We start from the raw sequence: 21,595 nt of genomic DNA, 5'->3' as shown, positions 1-21,595 counted from the left end.
GTGATTATTATTTATTTAAGTCTACAAATTGAATAGATTCAAATCCATCGATTTGATGTAATGCAGCGATAACTTCGTCAGAAACAGGCATATCGACTGAGATAATCATCATCGCATTACCGCCTTGTGTAGTACGTCCTAAGTGCATAGAAGCGATGTTGATATCATATTCACCTAAAATTTGTCCAGTGCGTCCTACGATACCTGGACGGTCTTGGTGATGAATGACTAATTGATATTTTTCTGGTTTGAAATCAACAGGGTAGTCATTGATTTGAACGATACGTGGACCATAGCCGTTTAAGACAGTGGCACCGACTGTTACTTTACGATCACGGTTAATCATTGTTAATTCAATATAGTTGTTGAATGAACGTGATTTCGCATCTTTTTCCACATTATAAACAACGTTTTGTTCATTTAATAAGAAGAGGGCATTAACCAAGTTTACACGTTCAGCTAGATCTTGAGATAAAATTCCTTTAGCAATCGTACGTGTTAAAATATTTGTATCTTCTTTAACTAATTCACCGCTGAATTTAATTTTCAATTCACGTGGTGCTTTACCTAATAATTGGATACATACTTTGCCGACCATATCACATAAGTTCAAGTATTCTTGTAACTCATTATCTTCTTCGCCAAAAATCATTTTTGGTGCATTGACCGCATGTCGGACATTACCTGTGTGGAAGAATTCTTCTATTTCATTTGAAACAGAGACGGCCACTTTTTCTTGAGCTTCAACTGTTGAAGCACCTAAGTGCGGTGTTACAACAATTTTATCGTGTTTAGTTAAAGGTGAATCAGTTGCAGGTTCATGTTCAAATACGTCAATAGCAGCACGTGCAATTAAACCTTTATCTAAAGCATCAACTAAAGCTTGTTCATCAATAATACCGCCACGTGCAACGTTGATGATTTGTAAATTAGGTTTTGCTTGAGCAAAGAAATCAGCATTGATTAAACCTTTCGTTTTAGGTGTCAGTGGGGTATGGACTGTTACAAAATCAGCACGTTGTGCAATTTCATCAACTGAGGCACGCTCGATATCTATTTCTTTTGCTTTTTCAGCAGTTAAGTAAGGATCAAATGCGATAATTTTCATACCAAAACTTTTCGCACGTTTAGCGACACCTAGACCAATACGTCCTGTACCGATGATACCAAGTGTTTTATGATACAACTCTGTACCCTTAAATTGAGAACGATTCCATTTACCTTCTTTTAATGATTGGTTGGCTTCAGGTATTTGACGCGCCATCGCAAGTATCATTGCCATTGAATGTTCTGTTGCTGAAATAGTATTACCATCAGGGGCATTAATCACTAATACACCATGCTTTGTAGCTGCGTCTCTATCAATGTTATCGACACCGACACCTGCACGTGCAATGATTTTTAAATTTTCAGCAGCTTCAATGACTTCAGGTGTTACCTGTGTCTGGCTTCGTATGATTAAACCGTCATATGCTTTAATTTTTTCTATTAGTTCATCAGGAGAAAGTCCTGTATCAATATCTACTTCGAAATCTGGATCGTCTAATAAAGTTTGTAAACCATCTTTAGCGATGGGATCTGATACTAAAATTTTATACATAAGCTTTTACCACCTCTAAATATGCTGTAGTACCTTTGCCGATATATGTTTGATGACGTATTTCTGAAAGTACAATTTCTAATGCGCTGATGCATTGTAAAATGTCGGCAGTATCGATTTGACCTAAATGACCAATACGTAGAATTTGACCTTTTAATTTACCTTGACCGCCAGCAATTGTGATATTGAAACGGTCTAGTAATTCATTTTTAATCGTTGTGACTTCGCTTGGAGAATTTGGCACAAATGCGGTTACAGTTGGTGAAGCAAATTCATCTTTAACAAGTAATGGCAAGTCTAAAGCTTTTAATGCAGCTCTTAAACCATCTCTGATGACGTTATGGCGTTCTATTACGTTTTTAAAGCCTTGTTCTTCAATCCAATCTGCATAGGCAGCAACACCTTTATACAGACTCACATTCGGTGTAAATGGTGTTGAATTTTTTTCAGCAGAAGCAATATATTTATTGAAGTCTAAATAAAAACGAGGTGTTTTAACTTCTGCAAAACGTGCTTTAGCACGATCAGAATAAGCCGCAAATGCCAAGCCTGGTGGTAACATGATTGCTTTTTGACTTCCTGACACTAAGACATCAATGTAGTCACGTTTTAAGTTGACATCTACAGCCCCGACACAGCTTACACCGTCTACTACAAAGTATGTTTCTGGGAAGTTTTTGTGAATCGCTTTACCCAATTCATGAATAGGGTGAAGGACAGAAGTCGATGTTTCACAATATTGACTGTAAACGGCAGTTACAGGTTCTGGTAATGCTTTTAGATATTGAATAAATGCCTCAACGTCTACTGCTGCTCCCCAAGCTACTTCAAAGACATGTACATTTTTAAAATATGTTTGAGCGATTTGTTTATAACGATTACCAAAGTCACCAGAAACAATTACAGCCACATGGTCATTCGGATTTAACAGATTAACCATACTTGCTTCTAAAGCGCTTGTCCCACTGGAAGTAAAGATTAAAACGTCGTTTTCAGCCCCGAATACAGGTTTTAACCCTTTATATGCTTTTTCTGCAATTGCTTCAAATTCTTTTGTGCGATGACCAATCATCGGTTCTTGAATGACGCGTTGAATGCGTTCAGGAATCGGAGTTGGTCCAGGTGTCAATAACAATGGATGATGATACATATAGATTTCCCCCTAATGTAAGATTCATTAATCTTACCAAATATTCTGAAAATAATAAAGGCAATTTAAGTATACTTTTACTTAAAATTGATGATTTTATATCAAACTGATATTGTAAGCGTTTTAATATAAAGTAACAAGCAACCCAACCAAAGTTGGGTCACTGTTATAGAATGACTGCATCGATTTCAATCTCAACATTACCTCTGATTGAATTAGATATCATGCAGTTATTGTCAGCAATTTTTAAAAGTTTATCTAATCTTTTTTCAAGTGCTTCTTTTTGATGAACATCAACAGTAATTTTAGGATGATGCGTAATTTTCTCCATTTTGAATTTACCGTTGTTGAGAGAAGCGGTACCGACTGAAGATTGATTAATAGAAATATCAGTGAAATGCGCACGTTCTAGAGTTGCTGCTAATGAAATGATATAACAAGAAGAGGCAGCAGCAATTAACATTTCATCTGGATTTGTACCTTCGCCAACACCTCCAAGCGAGCTTGGAATAGAAATAGACTCGTTTAAAACATCGCCTTTAACAGTGCCAGTTTCATCTCTGCCGCCGCTCCATTGCGTTGTCACAATAAAATCATGTTCTGCCATATCTCTTTGACCTCCGTTTAAATTATGATAGATTGTTTTTACAATCATATTAAAAGGGTGAATAACATGGAAAAAGTCATTCCGAGTGAGGATTTTCAAATTATTGCACATCGTGGATTTTCATTAGACTATCCAGAAAATACGTTACTGGCTTATAAAGCAGCATTGAACGCTTCAGTAGATATGCTAGAAATAGATGTGCATTTAACTAAAGATCAACAACTCGTTGTTATCCATGATGATAAAATAGATCGAACTTCTAATGGAAGTGGGTATGTTAAAGATTATACGCGAGATGAATTAAAAAGCTATGATTTCGGTTCATGGAAAGATGCGACATTTATAGGCGCAAAGATTATGACATTTAAAGAAGTCGCAAAGTTAGTTGAACCACATGATACGACTTTACTGATTGAGATTAAGAAGCCAAGTAAATATCCAAATATAGAAGAACAATTATTAAAAGAAATAGAAGATGCCCATTTAGATGCAGATAAGGTCATTATCCAATCATTTGATGAAAGAAGTATAGAGAAAATTTCTAAACTTACACGAAAGTATTCTCTTGGTGTGTTGTTAAGTAAGAAAAAATATTTGTTTAAAATGCCGAATTTTAATAAATTAGCTAAATTTTGTGAGTATGCTAATCCTAATTATGAACTCGTTAACCAAAAGTTTATAGAAAGGGCACACTTGCATCACTTAAAAGTATTGCCTTATACAGTCAATGATATCAATGATATTAGAAAACTTATGATTGATGGGGTAGATGGCATCATTACAGATGGCCCAAATCATTATTTTGAATTAGATTGATTAATTAGAATACCACTTGTATAATTAAATTATCTAATTAACAGAAGGGAAGATAAGAGAAGAACGATTGAGAACTCATATCTGTTTTTCTCGAACAACGATGAAATTTAACCTCAAACCTATCCAAAGACTGGATAAAAAAGAGTTATTAAGCTGGGTAATCATCATTATAGGAGTTACTATCTATAGAGTAGTAAAACGAAAAAAAGCCAAAGCGCATCGTGCATAATAAAAGGATGTCTGATTTTACAGGCATCCTTTATTTTTTATTCATTTTTATGTCTGATATATTGAATCGTTCATTAATCATGTTATAAGCCCAAGGCAGATACTTTGTGAAACCATAAAAGAATCCAAATAACGCAAAAATCGCTTCACCATTATCTTGGGTAATTGATAATAAAATCAAAGTACTAACAAATACATACACGTTAACCACTAAAACGATAAACGCAAAACTTTTTATTACGTTATCTACTTCGTCATTTTTAAAATATTGATACGTCATAATAATAGCTGAAAGTACAAAAGAAATCGCAAGGGATAAAGATAATGCAAAGCCGAAGTTGGCTATAAAAGCATCAATGATCACTTTTAATATTGATTTTTCAAAATAACTTTTATCAAAGTATTCAGTAAAACTTGGTAAGAAGATGAAACCAGAAACAAGATAAACACCAGCTAGTATCATAATCAATCTATTATTTTTCAACCAGTTTTTCACGTTGCACATCTCCTTCTATTTAGTAATTATATTATGACGCAAACAACTGAATAATACTAGCGCTTATAAAAGGGAAGGGGAAAATTAACATAAAAAAATACTGCACCTTTTGAAAAGATGCAGTATCGAAATCTCGAAATTATTATTTACCTGAGTAGTACTCAACGATAAGTTGTTCGTTGATTTCAGCTGGTAATTCGCTACGTTCTGGAATACGTACGAAAGTACCTGATAATTTTTCTTCGTCGAATTCTAAGTATTCTGGTACGAAGTTGTTGATTTCAACTGATTCAAGGATGATGTCTAGTTTTTGAGATTTTTCTCTAACTGAGATCACTTGACCTGGTTTTAAAGTGTATGATGGGATATCAACGCGACCACCATCTACTTCGATGTGTCCGTGGTTTACTAATTGACGTGCTTGACGACGTGTACGTGCTAAACCTAAAGCATATACAACTGCGTCTAAACGACGAGCAAGTAAACGCATGAAGTTTTCACCGTGAACACCAGATTGTTTACCAGCGATATCGAATGTGTTACGGAATTGTCTTTCAGTGATTCCGTATAAGTAACGTAATTTTTGTTTTTCACGTAATTGAATCGCATATTCTGATAATTTTTTTCTTTGGTTTGGACCATGTTGACCTGGTGCGTAAGGGCGTTTTTCTAACTCTTTACCAGTACCGCTTAAAGAGATACCTAAACGACGAGATTTTTTCCAGTTTGAACCTGTAAATCGAGCCATGTTAAGACTCCTCCTTTTGTTTTTTGTAGTTGTTATGAAAAAACAAAGAAGAGTATTGTATGCTTAATAGGATATATTGTTTTGTGTGTCCTCGCCTCATAGCTCCGGTTACACGGCACGTCCGCGTTGGGAACAACATAGAGCCTATTAATATACAATTGCTACTTTCGTTATTTCACACAAAGAGTATTGTACCATTATGACGAATAAAGTCAAGGGTTTATCTATATTTCCATGCAAAACAATTATTTCACTGTTCGTGCAATTTGTTCTTCAAGAATTTTCATTAATGAGACTAGGCCTTCTTCATCAGTTTGAGTAAAGCGTCCTGTGATCGGTGCATCAATATCTAATAAACCGATGACTTCACCATCACGATGCAATGGAATGACAATTTCTGATCGGCTACGTGCATCACATGCGATGTGACCAGGGAATTGGTGAACATCTTCTACACGTTGAACGATATCTTTTTCAACAGATGTTCCGCAAACACCACTGCCGACTTGAATAGGTGTACAAGCAGGTCTGCCTTGGAAGGGCCCTAAAATGAGTTGTCCTGCTTCCATTAAATAAAAACCAATCCAATTAATATTATCTAAGTTTTCGTTTAAAAGGGCAGAAGTGTTACTTAGCAAAGTGATTAAATATTTTTCATCTGCATTTAAACCTTTCATTTGTTGTGCAATTGATTGGTAGTTTGTCGTCGTTTGTTTCATAAATAATGACCTCTTTTCTGTCTAGCATTTTCCATATTATAATATGGACATCTATAAGACTTCAATTTAAGGTGCTTAATCAGCAATTTGTATAAAGAAAATTAATATTTTATTTTAATGAGGCAAGAAATTACGCTATAATGAGAAGTGATTAAATAGGAGGAGAAAACAATGGCACTGTATATCATCTTAGCAATTATAATTATTGCACTTATAATTGTCGGTATCATGTTCTATCTCCGTTCTTCAAAACGTCAAGTGGTCGAAAAAACCGAAGAGCGCAAGATAGAGGTTGAGAAACTAACATTAGACGATCGTCTGAAAGAGTTGGACGATTTAACCCTTGAGGGTGAAACACAACTAGAATATGACCGCTTAAAGCGCGAATCATTAAAAAATACTAATGATAATTTAAGTCCGGTTGAAGAGAAAATTCATAATGCGGAAGAAAACTTTGATAAATTCAAATTTGCTGCAGCACAAGCTGAGTTAGACGATGCAAACGCATTAATGGATCGTTATGAAAGTCAACATGCAAAATTAACTGAAGAAGTTGAAAACATTTTAGCTTTGCATAAAGAAAGTGACCGCTTATTTGAAGAAAGCAAAGTTGCATACCGTGAAATGAAACGTGATGTTTTAGCAAACCGTCATCAATTCGGTGAAGCGGCAGCACCATTAGAAAAAGAAATTGAGTTGTTCGAACCAGAGCTTGTTAAGTATACTGAGTTAAAAGAAGAGGGGAACTACAAACAAGCTTATGAGCATATTAAAACGCTTAACGAAGACATCAATTACTTACAAAAAGATATGCAAGAAATTCCGGAATTAATCCGAGAAGCGCAAAAAGAACTTCCAGGTCAATTCCAAGACTTGAAATATGGTTGCAGAGACTTGAAAGTTGAAGGCTATGATTTAGACCATGTTAAAGTCGACAGTAACTTACAATCAATGAAAACAGAGTTGAGCTTTGTTGAACCGATGATCAGTCGTTTAGAACTTGAAGAAGCAAACGACAAATTAAACGCTATCAATGATCAACTTGATGAAATGTATGATTTAATCGAGCATGAAGTGAAATCGAAAAATAAAGTAGATGAAACGAAAGAAGTTATCACAAATGACTTGTTCCGTGCGAAAGATACAAATTATACATTACAAACGGAAATTGAATATGTACGTGAAAATTACTATATCAATGAGACAGACATTCAAAATGTACGTCAATTTGAAAATGAAATTCAAAACTTGATCTCAGTTTATGATGAAATTTTAAGAGAAATGTCAAAATCGACAGTACGTTACAGTGAAGTTCAAGACAATTTAGCGTATATCGAAGATCACGTTAAAGTGATTAATGAAAAACAAGAAAAACTTCAAAACCATTTAATTCAATTACGTGAAGATGAAGCTGAAGCAGAAGATAACTTGTTACGTGTGCAAAGTAAGAAAGAAGAAATTTATCGTAAGTTATTAGCTTCTAACTTAACAAGTGTTCCAGAACGCTTCATTATTATGAAAAACGAAATTGACCATGAAGTGCGTGAAATCAACAGTCAGTTTGATGAACGTCCAATCCATGTGAAGCATTTGAAAGATAAAGTTACAAAAGTTGTCTTACAAATGAATAATTTCGAAAATGAAGCAATGGATGTTTTAGTCAATGCAGTTCTTGCTGAAAAATTAATCCAGTATGGTAACCGTTATCGTAAAGATGACAGCAGCATTGATAAGAGCTTGAATGAAGCAGAACGTCTATTTAAAAATAATAGATACAAACGTGCGATTGAAATTGCAGAACAAGCTTTAGATTCATTAGATCCAGGGATTTCACAACGTATTGAAGATGAAGTTGTTTCACAAAGTCAAATTTAGTACTTTATACAAGAAGGCGAGAGCAGTATTTTGTTCTCGCCTTCTTTTTGCTTATTGAGAATTCATTGATTTGTGGTAAAATATTAAAATTGGAACAAAAGACTTAAAAAGATAGAATTCATTAAGTGGAAGTGACGAAAAGTGATTTATTTAGATAATGCAGCGACTACAAAACCTGCACAAGATGTGTTAGACACCTTTGTTAAAGTCAACCAAGATTTATATTTTAATCCGAATAGTCCACACCAAGCAGGTTTGCAAGCTGAACAATTGTTGAAACAAGCGAAGTTACAAATCAACCAAATTCTGAACTTAGAAGATAGATACGATATTATTTTTACAAGTGGTGCGACAGAATCCAATAATATGGCATTAAAAGGTGCTGCTTATAACCGAAAACCTTATGCTGATGAAATTATTGTTTCTGTTTTAGAACATCCATCAGTGTTAGAAGTGATGCGTCACTTAGAAGAAGAAGGGTTTAAATTACGTTATGTGAATGTGACAAAAGCAGGCACCATTGATTTAGAACACTTAAAATCATTGATGAATCCGAATGTTGGTCTTGTCACATGTATGCACGTTAATAATATTACTGGCCAAATTCAACCGATTGAAGCGATTGCGGAAATACTTGAAGCGTATCCAAAAGCACATTTTCATGTGGATGCTGTGCAAGCTATTGGAAAAACTTCTTTACACTTTAATGGTGTAGACAGTGTTAGTTTTAGCGGTCATAAGTTTAATGGCTTAAAGGGACAGGGTTTATTATTAGTACGTAATATTCATAATCTTGAACCTGTGATTCATGGCGGTGGCCAAGAATATGGTTTAAGAAGTGGAACAGTTAATTTACCGGTAGATATTGCGATTGTTAAAGCGTTGAAACATGCTGTAAGCGAACAAGAACAACTGAATTCAAGATTGACTGAATGGAATGAAGACTTACGAAACTTCTTTAAAGCGTATCCAGGGGTACATGTGAATTCACCACATCAAAGTGCACCACATATTCTAAATGTTGGATTTGATGGCGTGAAAGGGGAAGTATTAGTCAATGCTTTCTCAAAACAAGGTATCATGTTATCTACAACAAGTGCATGTTCATCAAAACATAGTCGTTTAAATGAAGTGTTACTAGCGATGGGGATCAGTGAATCAAGAATTGAAGGCAGTATTCGTATTTCTATGGGTGCAATAACGACTGAATCAGACATTGAAGGATTTAAAGAAGCGTTTAAAATTGTTTATGAAGAAATGAAGGAGTTGTTAAAGAAATGATCTATGATCATATTTTAGTGCGTTATGGTGAACTAACGCTTAAAGGTGCGAACCGAAAAATGTTTGTGAACCGTTTACGTTCAAATGTCAAACAGGCTTTAATGCCGCTTCAAGGCTACCATGTTAAAGCAAACCGAGACAGAATGTATATTGAAGTCACACCTGAAGCGGATATCGAAGAAATTATGCGTCGTATTAGCCAAGTATTTGGTGTGAAGTCCATCAGTCCTGTGATGAAGCTTGAAAAAGATTTAGAAGTAGTGAAAAAACAAGCAAGTGAATTTGCGAAAGCCTATGCAGACGGAGATTCATTCAAAATCGATGTGAAACGTGCGGACAAGCAATTTCCATATGATACGTATCAATTACAACGTATGCTTGGCAGGGCAGTGTTAGAAAACAATGAACAAGTCCATGTAAATGCTAAACAACCAGATCATGTCATTAAAACAGAAGTACGCTTAGATGCAATTTATATTTATGACCGTGTGATTGATGGCGTTGGCGGATTACCGGTTGGTACAGGCGGTAAAACATTATTAATGTTATCAGGCGGTATTGATTCACCAGTAGCAGGTATGGAAATCATGCGTCGTGGTGTAACAGTAGAAGCCATTCATTTCCATAGTCCGCCATTTACAAGTGAAAAAGCTAAAGAAAAAGTCATTGAACTAACGCGTATCTTAGCTGAACGTGTAGGGCCGATCAAATTGCACATCGTTCCATTTACAGAAGTTCAAAAACAAATTCATAAAGTAGTCCATGAACGCTATACTATGACATCTACAAGAAGAATGATGATGCGCATTGCTGATAAAGTAGTACATCAAATTGGCGCAGATGCGATTGTTAATGGTGAAAACTTAGGACAAGTTGCCAGCCAAACACTTAAAAGTATGTATGCGATTAACCATGTTACTTCAACGCCAGTCTTACGTCCATTATTAACTTTAGATAAAGAAGAAATTGTCATTAAAGCAAAACAATATGGTACGTTTGAAACATCAATTCAACCATTTGAAGATTGCTGTACAATTTTCACTCCTAAAAACCCGGTTACAGAACCTGATTTTGAAAAGGTAGAACGCTATGAAAGTGTATATGACTTTAGTGAAATGATTGATCGTGCTGTAGAAGGTATTGAAACTATTGAAGTCACTAAAAACTATCAAAGTCAAAAAGACAAAACAACAGAAGCGTTAATGGAAGATTTATTCTAAGTAATATGTGAGTAAAAAGGGGTAAACATCGTGGAATGGGATTTGACACTGATATTAATCATAATTGTATTTGGATTTTTAGCTGCGTTTATTGATGCAGTAGTTGGTGGCGGTGGTTTAATATCTACACCGGCTCTACTCGCCATAGGTCTCCCGCCAGCAACTGCACTTGGAACAAATAAACTAGCAAGTTCATTTGGTTCTTTAACCAGTGCGATTAAGTTTATACGTTCCGGCAAGGTCGATTTGAAAATTGTAGGCAAGCTCTTCCCATTTGTCTTTTTAGCGGCAGTGGGTGGTGCGAGCTTGGCTTCCTTTTTACCAGCTTCAGTCTTAAAGCCGCTTGTCATAATCATCTTAACGATTGTGATGATTTATACACTCGTGCGTAAAGATTGGGGCAGTATACGAACATATCAAAAGCTTTCAACTAAAAAAGCGATTCTCTTTACAAGTGTACTATTACTGATCGGTTTTTATGACGGCTTTTTAGGTGGAGGCACAGGCTCGTTCATGTTGTTCACTTTACTGATAGTCGGATTTGATTTCTTAAGTGCTGCTGGTAACGCGAAAGTCCTTAATTTCGCTTCAAATATCGGTGCATTATTGTTATTTATGTTGCTAGGCAAAGTTGATTACGGGATCGGTTTGATTATGGCTTTCAGTATGATTGTCGGTTCCTATGCAGGTGCGCAATTTGCACTGAGACAAGGTGTCGGTTATGTCAGAGTATTGTTTGTCATCGTAACGAGTGCATTAATTCTTAAAAATATCTATGATTATATGCATCAATGGTTTAATTAAAGTAAACTGCGTCTTAAACTGTACGCAGTTTACTTTTTGTTTATGACGATAAATCTTTCAATTCAAGGCATCTTCTACATGAAAAATAGTAAATAGTTCATTCAATCGAAGGATAAATATTGGAGTTGACGTGTTGATATCGGTATAATGGGGTAAAGAAAAAGTACTAACAAAATCTCAGGAGGTTGTTTATTAATATGGTACAAATTACATTCGGCGGAGATCCCGTTTCATTAGTAGGTAATGCAGTAGAAGAAGGGCAAGAAGCACCAGACTTCACAGTAGTAAACAATGATTTAGAAGAAGTTACACTTGCAGATTACGAAGGCAAGAAAAAACTAATCAGTGCAGTACCATCTATTGATACAGGGGTTTGTGATAAACAAACACGTAAATTCAACGAAGAAGCAGCATCAGAAGAAGGTGGCGTAGTGCTTACTATTTCTGAAGACTTACCGTTCGCTCAAAAAAGATGGTGTGCAGCAAGCGGTTTAGACAATGTTATTTTATTAAGTGACTACCAAAAACATTCATTTGGTAAAAACTTTGGCGTATTAATGGACGACTTACAATTATTAGCGCGTTCAGTATTCGTATTAGATAAAAATAACAAAGTTGTTTATAAAGAAATCGTGAATGAAGGAACAGACTTCCCTGATTTCGAATCTGCATTAAAAGCATATAGAGAATTAGACTAAAGTAAAGCAAGTATTTAAAGTAATTTTAAGTTAATAAATTTAGACCAGACTGCTCATAATTAGTGTAAGGATTTTAGATTCATTGATTATGAGCAGTCTTTTTAGGAAGGATTTTAAAATGGCTGAAGAACAAACAATTATGGAACGTTTGTTTCATGAATTAGATACTAAAACAAAAGAACTCAATAAAGAAAATGGTCAAAGTTTTATTGAGAACTTAGGGCTTGCGATGGAACAGATTTATCGTAATGACCGTGACTTATTAGAACAAGCAACACTAGCAGACCGACGTAAAGCTTTCCAATTTGCATATTTAAGCTTGTTGCAAGAACAAGATATTCAGGCAAATCACCAAATTACTCCTGACTCGATCGGCTTGATTCTTGGATTCTTAGTACAACAGTTTACACAAGATAAAAAAGAACTGAACATTGTTGATTTAACCAGCGGCAGTGGTCATTTAAGTGCAACTGTGCATGAAGTGTTAACAGAACAGACATTAATGCATCATCTTGTTGAAGTGGATCCAGTGTTATCTCGTGTCAGTGTACATCTAGCGAATTTCTTGGAAATTCCTTTTGATGTTTACCCACAAGATGCGATATTGCCTTTACCGTTTGAAGAAGCGGATGTCGTGATTGGAGATTTGCCTGTAGGTTATTATCCAGTAGATGATCGCAGTCATGAAATGAAATTGGGATTTGAAGAAGGACATAGTTATGCGCATTTCTTATTAATTGAACAAGCAATTGAAGCCTTAAGAGCTGCAGGTTTTGCATTTTTAATTGTGCCTAGCAATATTTTTGAAGGTGAACATGTAAAACAGCTCGAAAAATTCATTGCAACAGATACAGAAATGCAAGCATTCTTGAACTTACCGAAAACTTTGTTCAAAACTGAGCAATCTCGCAAATCAATCCTGATTTTACAGAAAAAAGAACGCGAGGTAACGCATGCTGTTGAAGTGTTGTTGGCTAATATACCAGATTTTAAATCTCCGCAACAGTTTCAAGGATTTTTAAAAGAATTGTCAGAATGGCTGCAACAAAATCATCACAAAAAATAAACTGTAATAATCTTGAAATTGAACTGTATTAATGGTTAAATAGATATGGTAAAAGAAAATGTAAATATTGGAGGCATAGTTTTATGTCAAAATTAGTGTTAGCAATTAACGCAGGTAGTTCATCACTGAAATTCCAACTTATAGAAATGCCTGAAGAAAAATTAATAAGTAAAGGTTTAATTGAGCGTATCGGCCTTAAAGGCTCAAAAATCACAGTAGAATTTAATGGTCAAAAGTATACTGATGAAAAAGAAATCAGCGACCACGTAAAAGCTGTTGATTTAATGTTGGATAGCTTGATTAACCACGGTATTATTCGTGACATCAATGACATTGATGGTACAGGACACCGTGTTGTTCATGGTGGGGAATTATTCCCTGAATCTGCGTTAGTTACAGACGAGGTAGAGAAACAAATTGAATCATTGACAGAATTAGCACCGCTTCACAATCCAGCAAACTTAATGGGTATTCGTGCATTCCGAAAATTATTGCCGAATATTCCACATGTTGCAGTGTTTGATACATCATTCCATCAAACAATGCCAGAACAAGCATATTTATACAGCTTGCCATTCCATTACTATAAAGACTATGGCATCCGTAAATATGGTTTCCACGGTACAAGCCATAAATATGTATCACAACGTGCTGCTGAAATTTTAAATCGTCCAATTGAAGAATTACGTATTATTTCTTGTCACATCGGTAACGGTGCTTCTATTGCAGCAATCGATGGCGGCGAATCAGTAGATACTTCAATGGGCTTCACACCATTAGCAGGTGTTACAATGGGTACACGCTCTGGTGATATTGACCCAGCATTAATTCCATATATTATGGAAAAAACAGGTAAAAACGCTGAAGAAGTGTTAGATATCCTAAATAAAGAATCAGGTTTATTAGGTATCTCAGGTACTTCAAGTGACTTACGTGACTTAGAACAAGATGCGGATGAAGGTAAAACACGTGCACAATTAGCACTAGATGTATTTGCTTCACGTATCCACAAATATATTGGTTCTTATACAGCGAAAATGCACGGTGTAGATGTTATTGTCTTCACTGCAGGTGTCGGTGAAAACTCTGACGAAGTGCGTGGCCGTGTATTAGAAGGTTTAGAATTCATGGGTGTTTATTGGGATCCTAAGAAAAACGAACAAATTCATGGTTCAGAAGGATTTATCAACTACCCACATTCACCAGTTAAAGTATTAGTTATTCCAACAAACGAAGAAGTAATGATTGCACGTGATGCAGTTAAATTCGGTAGTTTATAATTGATAAAATTCATCCAGTTAATAGGGGAAATAACCTTATTAACTGGATTTTTTATGCGTAATGATAATTTTTAAAGTAATAAAAAAACCGATCAGTTATTAACTGACCGGTCAAACACTCATAGTAAAAGCAAATTAATTATCTTGCTTGATATTGTTTACGTAATTCTTCAGTTGCTACTTGAGGTTCGAAATCTTCAGGCATTTCTTCTGTACGAACTACTAGAACATCACAAGGTGAATGACGAACAATAGCTTCTGAAACAGATCCTACGATAAAGCGTTCTACCGCATTCAAACCAGAAGTACCGCAAATAACTAAGTCTGCTTTGACTTCTTGTGCGATTTTTTTAGGAATGATTGCTTTAGGTGAACCAAACTCAAGGAGTGTTTCAACGTCTTCCACGCCTTCTTTTTGGGCAAAATCTTTATAACCTCTAAGTAATTCTTCAGCGAATTGTTTAGATTTTTCAGTGAACTGAACATCATAAACTTCGTATGAAGTATATGTTCTAGAGTCAATAACATTAGTGATGATAAGTTTAGCGTTGTTACGTTTCGCTACTTCCACCGCTTTATTGAATGCCCATTCAGCTTCTTGTGATCCATCTACTGCGATTAAAATATTTTTATAAGTTAACATCGTACATGACCTCCTTCTTCTATTCACTTATATTTTACCACATTGACAGAATATTAGAAATAAAAGTAGCGATTGAATTTTTATAATTGATTGAATTTTATGAATATCTTATCTTTCATGATAACTTAATCTTATCATCCTTTTCCAACCGTAATGATTGCGCTTTCAGCATATAAGCGTTAGGATAAGGATGGGAGGTGTACGGAATGAAAATAGGTATTCCAAAAGAGATAAAAAATAATGAAAACAGAGTAGGTTTATCACCAAGCGGTGTTCATGCTTTAGTTGAAGCAGGGCACACAGTTAAAGTAGAGAGCAGCGCAGGTGAAGGTTCATTCTTTACAGATGAGGATTATAAAGACGCAGGTGCAACAATTGTTGATGGACCTGGCGAAGCTTGGGATGTTGAAATGGTTATCAAGGTTAAAGAACCAATTGAACCAGAATACAAATATTTCAAGAAAGATTTAATCTTATTCACTTATCTACACTTAGCAAACGACGAAACATTAACAAAAGAACTTGTTGATAATGAAGTCGTTGCGATTGCATACGAAACGGTGCAATTACCAGATAGATCATTACCATTATTAACGCCAATGAGTGAAGTTGCAGGTAGAATGGCGACACAAATCGGTGCGCAATTCTTGCAAAAATTTTATGGCGGTATGGGCGTATTGCTAGGAGGAATTCCTGGTGTACCTAAAGGTAAAGTCACAATTATCGGTGGCGGCCAAGCAGGTACAAACGCAGCGAAAATCGCTTTAGGCTTAGGTGCCGACGTAACAATCTTAGACGTTAATCCAAAACGTTTACAAGAACTTGATGATTTATTCGGCGGACGTGTGCATACAGTTATGTCTAACCCGCTTAATATCGAACAAAATGTTACGCAAAGTGATTTAGTTGTCGGTGCGGTATTAATTCCAGGCGCTAAAGCACCAAAACTTGTAACTGAACAAATGGTTAAAGACATGAAAGACGGTGCTGTATTGGTAGATATCGCTATCGACCAAGGTGGTATCTTCGAAACATCTGACCACGTTACAACGCATGATGATCCAACTTATGTTAAACATGGTGTGGTTCACTATGCAGTAGCAAATATGCCAGGTGCGGTACCACGTACTTCTACAATTGGTTTAAACAATGCGACATTACCTTATGCGCTACAAATCGCAAACAAAGGTTATTTACAAGCATTGAAAGATAACCAACCATTATCTTTAGGATTGAATGTGTACGACGGTAAAGTTACAAATGAAGGTGTAGCTAACACGTTTGATCTTCCGTATACACCAGTAGATCAAGCATTAAATTAATTATTAATTTAATGGGATGTAAGGAGCGTATAAAGCTCTGAAAACATCAAAAATGACGCCATCTCATTGCTGTTTGGGGTATGAACAGCGATGGGGTGGCGTCTTTCTATACATAGAAATTTTTCAGCTCATAAAAAAGGTGGAGTATTCGTACTCCACCTTAAATCAATACTCTCTCATTATTTATCATAATGTGTTAAGACTTCATTTCCATCTTCAGTGACTAAGATGTCGTCTTCGATACGGACTCCCACTTCACCAGGAACATAAACACCAGGTTCAACTGTGACAACCATACCTGGAACAAATTGATTTGTGTTGAATCCAGCAACATCTTGATATTCATGTTCTTCTAAGCCTAAACCGTGACCAAGACGGTGTACGAAGTATTCACCATAACCAGCATCAGCAATAATACCGCGTGCTTTTCTGTCTACGTCACCAATAACTACGCCCGGTTTAATCATGTCAATTGCAGCTTTTTCAGCTTCTAATACAACATTATAAACAGATTGTGCTTTTTCGCTTGGGTTACCGAAAGCTACTGTTCGTGTCATATCTGAGCAATAGTTTTCATAAATAACACCTAAGTCGAATAAGACATATTCATCTTTTTGAAGTTGGCGATCACCAGGAATACCATGTGGTGAAGCAGCATGGTCACCAAATAAGACCATTGTATCGAAACTCATTGCACTGACACCGTATTTTGTTTGAATTTCATACTCAATATGACGTACCACTTGTTTTTCTGTTACGCCTTCTTCTAAGAAATCTACTCCGATTTCAATACATTTATCAGCAAGTCTTGCAGCTTCTTTGATTTTGTCAATTTCCTCAGGAGTTTTGACATTACGTAAATCTTTGATTGTTTGGTCAATTGAACCGAATGTTTCAACACCAAATCCTTCAATTAATTCTTTTTGACGTTTTAATGTCAGATGATCTTCTTCCACAAGAATTTTATCAAAGTTGTAATCTACAAGCTTAAATGGATCTTCACCATCAGCATTACCGACAACTTTACCAGTGAACGGAGAGGCTTTAACCTCTTCTACTTCTAATTTAGGGACAAATAAAACTTCTTCACCCTCAGCAGTAATTAGCAAGGCTAATAAACGTTCGTGGGGATCGCTTAAGTAGCCAGAAAAGTAGAATACGTTAAGCGGTGTCGTAATCCAAGCAGCCCCTGCATCTTGATTACGTATTTCATTAACAATTTCTTCTGTTTTCAAAATTCTTCAACCTCCATTCGTATGATTAACTTTATTTTAAGTCAAAGCGGTTCAGAATTCAAAAGGCAATGGTGTCATTTAGACTAAAGTGGAGTAAATGTTATACTAGAGTTAAGATTGAAGCATAAGGGGGCTTTTTAAAATGGAATTATCATTTCATGGACAATCAACAATCTATTTTGAAGCAAACGGCAAGAAAGTCATCGTAGATCCATTTATTACTGGTAATGATTTATCAGATTTAAATGCAGAAGATTTAGAGGTAGATTATATTATTTTAACGCATGGTCACGCAGACCACTTCGGTGATACTGTGAAAATTGCGCAAAAAAATAATGCGACAGTTGTCGGCCTTGCGGAAGTTGCAGATTATTTATCAACTGCACAAGGTGTAGAAAATGTACACCCAATGAATATCGGAGGTAAATGGGAATTTGACTTTGGAACAGTTAAGTATGTACAAGCGTTCCATAGTTCAAGTATCACAAATGAAAACGGTATTCCAGTTTATTTAGGTTCTTCAACTGGTTTGATTTTAGAAATTGAAGGCAAAACGATTTATCACTGCGGTGACACTGGCTTATTCAGTGATATGAAATTAATCGCAGATCGTCATCCAGTGGATGTATGCTTCGTACCAATCGGTGATAACTTCACAATGGGTATTGAAGATGCTAGCTACGCAATCAACGAGTTTATCAAACCGAAAATCACTGTGCCTGTGCATTACAACACATTCCCATATATTGAACAAGATCCTGAAGAATTCAAGAAATTGGTTAAAGAAGGCGAAGTACAAATCTTAAAACCAGGTGAAGCTGTAGAATTCTAATAACACAGATAATAAAAATGCTTGTACAACTCAATGTACAAGCATTTTTCATTATTTTACAATCAATACTGGGATATGAGCACGTTTTGCGACTTTATGGCTGACGCTGCCTAGCACAAATTTCTTTTGCTCTTGTGCTTTACGGTTACTTACTACTAAAATGTCATAATCACCACTGTTCGCAAACTTAACAAGTTCTTCTTTTGGATTACCGCGTACAATGATTTCATCGTATTCGATACCGTATTCATCAAGAATATCACGTGTTGGTTGTAATTCTTGACTACGCGCTTTTGTTAAATCGTTTAAATGTGTGCCGCCCTTAATAGATGCTTGTGCATCTTGTTCAGTGATCGCATTTAATAATGTGACAATTGTGCCTTCACCAGACAATTTTCTGATATTAGCTAATGCTTTTTTGTTTTCTAAATCAGTATCAACGCCGAGTAAAATATTTTTATACATTCTCAATCCCTCCTTAATACATATTCTAATAAAAATGTGTCAACTTTTCCAATTAAATTTATTGTCAACTTAACAAACCGTATTTAAATTACAAAATGTCAACTATTGAGTTAGGTACTCCACCTATAACATGTTAAAATTCAAGAGAGATTAACTTCGATTTTTAGACTGAATCAAGTTATAATTAATAAGAAGAGTAAGCAGAGAATGAGGGAAGTAAGTAATGACAAAACATGAACAGATTCTTGCACACATTGAATCACTCGCTGTGGGTCAGAAAATATCTGTCCGTAAAATAGCAAAAGATTTAGAGGTATCTGAAGGAACAGCTTACCGTGCAATTAAAGATGCTGAACAACTTGGACTCGTCGCTACCATAGATCGAGTCGGAACTGTGAGAATAGAAAAGAAAACTAGAGAAGAAATCGAACATTTAACGTTTGGTGAAATTGTTAAAATTATTGATGGTCAGGTACTTGCAGGTCGTAACGGTCTTCATAACACGCTGACTAAGTTTGCTATTGGTGCCATGAAATTAGAAAATGTGGTTAAATATCTGACTAAAAATACTTTGTTGATTGTCGGTAATAGGACGGATGTACAATTAGAAGCATTGAGACATGGCAGTGCAGTGTTGATTACAGGTGGTTTTAGTACAACACCTGAAATTAAACGTTATGCAGATCAACATGATTTGCCTATCTTATCGTCTAATTACGATTCATATTTAGTTGCGAATATGATTAACCGTGCGATGTATAATCAGATCATTCGTAAAGAAATTTTAATTGTTGAAGATATTGTTAAACCTGTCACTGAAGAGACTGTATTGAAAGAAACAATGAAAGTTGCAGATGTCAAAAGTCGTTCACAAGAGACAGGACATTCAAGATTTCCAGTTGTCGATGATGACTTTAAATTGGTCGGGATTGTGACAAGTAAAGATATTATTGCAAAAGATTCAGAAGAATATCTTTATAAAGTAATGACTAAACCGGTGTTAAATGTGCAAGTGTCTACAACTGTTGCGACATGTGCGCATATGATGATATGGGAAGGTATTGAATTGCTGCCGGTCACGACAATCAATAAGAAATTACTTGGCGTAGTATCACGTGAAGATGTTCTGCGTGCTATGCAATTATTAGGACGTCAACCGCAAGTAGGAGAGACCATCAATGATCAAGTCGGCAAGTACATTTCAATTAATAAAGATAAAATTACTGTAGATGTTGCACCCCAACTGACAAGCCAATACGGGACGTTAAGTAAAGGTGCTTTTGTCGCAATTATTGAAGAAACGATTCGCTATAAAATGCGTCAAATAAAAAAACAAGAAGTTATGATTGAAAGTTTAAGTATTATTTATATGAAGACAGTTTCTATTGAAACAGAACTTGAAATTAATTATGACATGTTAGATGTTGGGAGACACTTTGCTAAAATTGAGGTCAGCATGCGTGAAGGACAACAAGATGTAGCTAAAGCATTGATTATTTGTCAAATGCTAGAAAGCTGATGTACTGCATCAACAGATAATGAAGGAGTAATGATATGAATACATTTAATGAAATTATGAACCGAATTGAACAAGAAGATACAATTATTATCCATAGACATGTGCGACCAGATCCAGATGCCTATGGTTCTCAATTAGGTTTAAAATCTTATTTACAATTAAAATTTCCAGATAAAAATATCTATGCTGTAGGTGAAAGTGAGCCTTCTTTAGATTTTATGGGAACATTTGATGCAGTAAGTGATGATACTTACAAAGAAGCATTAGTCATCGTATGTGATACAGCTAATGCGCCTCGTATTGATGATCAACGTTTTGCTAATGGTAAAGGTTTAATCAAAATAGATCATCATCCTGCATTAGATCAATATGGCGAGTTAAATTATGTGAACACTGAAGCTTCATCAACAAGTGAAATCATCTTTGATATCATTGCGCATTTTAATGATACATCCATCATTCATGCAGAAACAGCACGCTTACTGTATTTAGGTATCGTTGGCGATACAGGTCGTTTCTTATTCAGCAATACAAGTGCGCATACAATGGAAGTTGGGGCACAACTTTTAAAATATCCATTTGACCACACTGCAGAATTGAATAAAATGGCTGAAAAAGATCCTAAACTTATGCCATTCCAAGGCTATGTGCTACAAAACTTTGAAATTAATGACAACGGCTTTGCGAAAGTTCAAATTACACAAGATGTTTTAAAACAATTTGATATTAAACCGAACGAAGCTTCTCAATTTGTAAATACAATTGCTGATTTACGCGGTTTAAAAATTTGGGTCTTTGCAGTTGATGAAGGCGAAGATATTCGTTGTCGTCTGCGTTCTAAAAAAGTTGTTATCAATGACGTTGCACAACAATTTGGAGGCGGCGGACACCCGAATGCATCTGGTGTTACAGTTTATAGTTGGGAAGAATTTGATCGTTTAGCAGAAGCCTTAAATCAAAAATTAATAGACTAACTGCACAATATTAAAAA

21 protein-coding genes are annotated in these 21,595 nt (G+C 35.5%); 12 read left to right on the top strand and 9 right to left on the bottom strand.

Annotated elements, in window-relative coordinates; all coding sequences use genetic code 11:
- Window positions 1–7: 7 nt before the first annotated feature.
- The 3 genes from serA to CD112_RS06400 all read right to left on the bottom strand — a co-directional run bounded on the left by serA (window position 8) and on the right by CD112_RS06400 (window position 3,357).
- Complete coding sequence (gene serA / locus CD112_RS06410; protein WP_103364038.1) at window positions 8–1,600, bottom strand: phosphoglycerate dehydrogenase; 1,593 nt, start codon at window positions 1,598–1,600, stop codon at window positions 8–10.
- Window positions 1,593–2,750: a pyridoxal-phosphate-dependent aminotransferase family protein gene (locus CD112_RS06405; protein ID WP_103364037.1), complete on the bottom strand. Its 1,158-nt coding sequence runs from the start codon at window positions 2,748–2,750 to the stop codon at window positions 1,593–1,595. Before CD112_RS06405 ends, serA begins: the two co-directional genes overlap by 8 nt.
- A gap of 166 nt (window positions 2,751–2,916) precedes the next feature.
- Entirely contained in the window at window positions 2,917–3,357 is a 441-nt protein-coding gene (locus CD112_RS06400; protein ID WP_070625233.1) for an SACOL1771 family peroxiredoxin, read from the bottom strand.
- A 66-nt stretch (window positions 3,358–3,423) separates the two neighbouring features.
- Between CD112_RS06400 and CD112_RS06395 the strand changes: the two genes are divergently transcribed.
- Window positions 3,424–4,173, top strand: a complete 750-nt coding sequence (locus CD112_RS06395; RefSeq protein WP_103364036.1) for a glycerophosphodiester phosphodiesterase — start codon at window positions 3,424–3,426, stop codon at window positions 4,171–4,173.
- 259 nt (window positions 4,174–4,432) lie between these two features.
- Here the strand turns inward: CD112_RS06395 and CD112_RS06390 are convergent, their stop codons facing one another.
- The 3 genes from CD112_RS06390 to msrC form a co-directional block, all read right to left on the bottom strand.
- Window positions 4,433–4,897 carry a hypothetical protein gene (locus CD112_RS06390; protein ID WP_002481195.1) on the bottom strand — a complete coding sequence of 155 codons (465 nt, stop codon included), beginning with the start codon at window positions 4,895–4,897 and terminating at the stop codon, window positions 4,433–4,435.
- Window positions 4,898–5,039: 142 nt separating this feature from the next.
- Entirely contained in the window at window positions 5,040–5,645 is a 606-nt protein-coding gene (gene rpsD, locus CD112_RS06385; protein WP_002481194.1) for a 30S ribosomal protein S4, read from the bottom strand.
- A gap of 245 nt (window positions 5,646–5,890) precedes the next feature.
- Entirely contained in the window at window positions 5,891–6,364 is a 474-nt protein-coding gene (msrC, locus tag CD112_RS06380) for a free L-methionine (R)-S-oxide reductase MsrC (protein ID WP_002481193.1), read from the bottom strand.
- A gap of 171 nt (window positions 6,365–6,535) precedes the next feature.
- Between msrC and ezrA the strand changes: the two genes are divergently transcribed.
- The 7 genes from ezrA to CD112_RS06345 all read left to right on the top strand — a co-directional run bounded on the left by ezrA (window position 6,536) and on the right by CD112_RS06345 (window position 14,588).
- A complete protein-coding gene (gene ezrA / locus CD112_RS06375) occupies window positions 6,536–8,239 on the top strand; it encodes a septation ring formation regulator EzrA (protein ID WP_103364035.1) in 1,704 nt (567 codons plus the stop codon).
- 141 nt (window positions 8,240–8,380) lie between these two features.
- A complete protein-coding gene (locus tag CD112_RS06370; protein WP_103364034.1) occupies window positions 8,381–9,520 on the top strand; it encodes a cysteine desulfurase family protein in 1,140 nt (379 codons plus the stop codon).
- The gene (gene thiI / locus CD112_RS06365) at window positions 9,517–10,740 is read left to right on the top strand and encodes a tRNA uracil 4-sulfurtransferase ThiI (RefSeq protein WP_103364033.1); all 1,224 of its coding nucleotides are present in this window, start codon (window positions 9,517–9,519) and stop codon (window positions 10,738–10,740) included. Before CD112_RS06370 ends, thiI begins: the two co-directional genes overlap by 4 nt.
- Window positions 10,741–10,770: 30 nt before the next feature.
- Window positions 10,771–11,544, top strand: a complete 774-nt coding sequence (locus CD112_RS06360; RefSeq protein WP_057509811.1) for a TSUP family transporter — start codon at window positions 10,771–10,773, stop codon at window positions 11,542–11,544.
- Window positions 11,545–11,741: 197 nt separating this feature from the next.
- Window positions 11,742–12,242, top strand: a complete 501-nt coding sequence (tpx, locus tag CD112_RS06355) for a thiol peroxidase (protein WP_002481188.1) — start codon at window positions 11,742–11,744, stop codon at window positions 12,240–12,242.
- Window positions 12,243–12,360: 118 nt separating this feature from the next.
- A complete protein-coding gene (locus tag CD112_RS06350; protein WP_103364032.1) occupies window positions 12,361–13,308 on the top strand; it encodes a class I SAM-dependent methyltransferase in 948 nt (315 codons plus the stop codon).
- Between the two features lie 83 nt (window positions 13,309–13,391).
- The gene (locus CD112_RS06345) at window positions 13,392–14,588 is read left to right on the top strand and encodes an acetate kinase (RefSeq protein WP_002481186.1); all 1,197 of its coding nucleotides are present in this window, start codon (window positions 13,392–13,394) and stop codon (window positions 14,586–14,588) included.
- Between the two features lie 139 nt (window positions 14,589–14,727).
- Here CD112_RS06345 and CD112_RS06340 read toward each other — a convergent pair whose 3' ends face one another.
- On the bottom strand, window positions 14,728–15,231 hold the full coding sequence (locus CD112_RS06340) for a universal stress protein (protein ID WP_002481184.1): 504 nt from the start codon (window positions 15,229–15,231) through the stop codon (window positions 14,728–14,730).
- 206 nt (window positions 15,232–15,437) lie between these two features.
- On the opposite strand from CD112_RS06340, the gene ald reads away from it, so the two are divergent.
- Window positions 15,438–16,553 carry an alanine dehydrogenase gene (gene ald / locus CD112_RS06335; RefSeq protein ID WP_023015972.1) on the top strand — a complete coding sequence of 372 codons (1,116 nt, stop codon included), beginning with the start codon at window positions 15,438–15,440 and terminating at the stop codon, window positions 16,551–16,553.
- Between the two features lie 179 nt (window positions 16,554–16,732).
- Here ald and CD112_RS06330 read toward each other — a convergent pair whose 3' ends face one another.
- Window positions 16,733–17,788: a M24 family metallopeptidase gene (locus tag CD112_RS06330; RefSeq protein ID WP_002481182.1), complete on the bottom strand. Its 1,056-nt coding sequence runs from the start codon at window positions 17,786–17,788 to the stop codon at window positions 16,733–16,735.
- 142 nt (window positions 17,789–17,930) lie between these two features.
- Between CD112_RS06330 and CD112_RS06325 the strand changes: the two genes are divergently transcribed.
- Window positions 17,931–18,620, top strand: coding sequence for a metal-dependent hydrolase (locus CD112_RS06325; RefSeq protein WP_002481181.1), 690 nt, complete (start codon window positions 17,931–17,933; stop codon window positions 18,618–18,620).
- A gap of 51 nt (window positions 18,621–18,671) precedes the next feature.
- Here the strand turns inward: CD112_RS06325 and CD112_RS06320 are convergent, their stop codons facing one another.
- Window positions 18,672–19,085 (bottom strand): universal stress protein, encoded by a 414-nt coding sequence (locus tag CD112_RS06320; RefSeq protein ID WP_002481180.1) that lies wholly within the window; start codon window positions 19,083–19,085, stop codon window positions 18,672–18,674.
- 223 nt (window positions 19,086–19,308) lie between these two features.
- On the opposite strand from CD112_RS06320, the gene CD112_RS06315 reads away from it, so the two are divergent.
- Together CD112_RS06315 and CD112_RS06310 are read left to right on the top strand one after the other, a co-directional pair.
- On the top strand, window positions 19,309–20,604 hold the full coding sequence (locus CD112_RS06315) for a DRTGG domain-containing protein (protein WP_002481179.1): 1,296 nt from the start codon (window positions 19,309–19,311) through the stop codon (window positions 20,602–20,604).
- Window positions 20,605–20,639: 35 nt separating this feature from the next.
- Entirely contained in the window at window positions 20,640–21,578 is a 939-nt protein-coding gene (locus CD112_RS06310) for a DHH family phosphoesterase (RefSeq protein WP_103364031.1), read from the top strand.
- Window positions 21,579–21,595: the final 17 nt, after the last annotated feature.

It is taken from the genome of Staphylococcus simulans, assembly GCF_002902285.1.
In the GTDB taxonomy this organism is placed as follows: domain Bacteria; phylum Bacillota; class Bacilli; order Staphylococcales; family Staphylococcaceae; genus Staphylococcus; species Staphylococcus simulans.
Note: the sequence above shows the minus strand (reverse complement) of the source record. Positions and strands in the feature narration are given on the sequence as shown.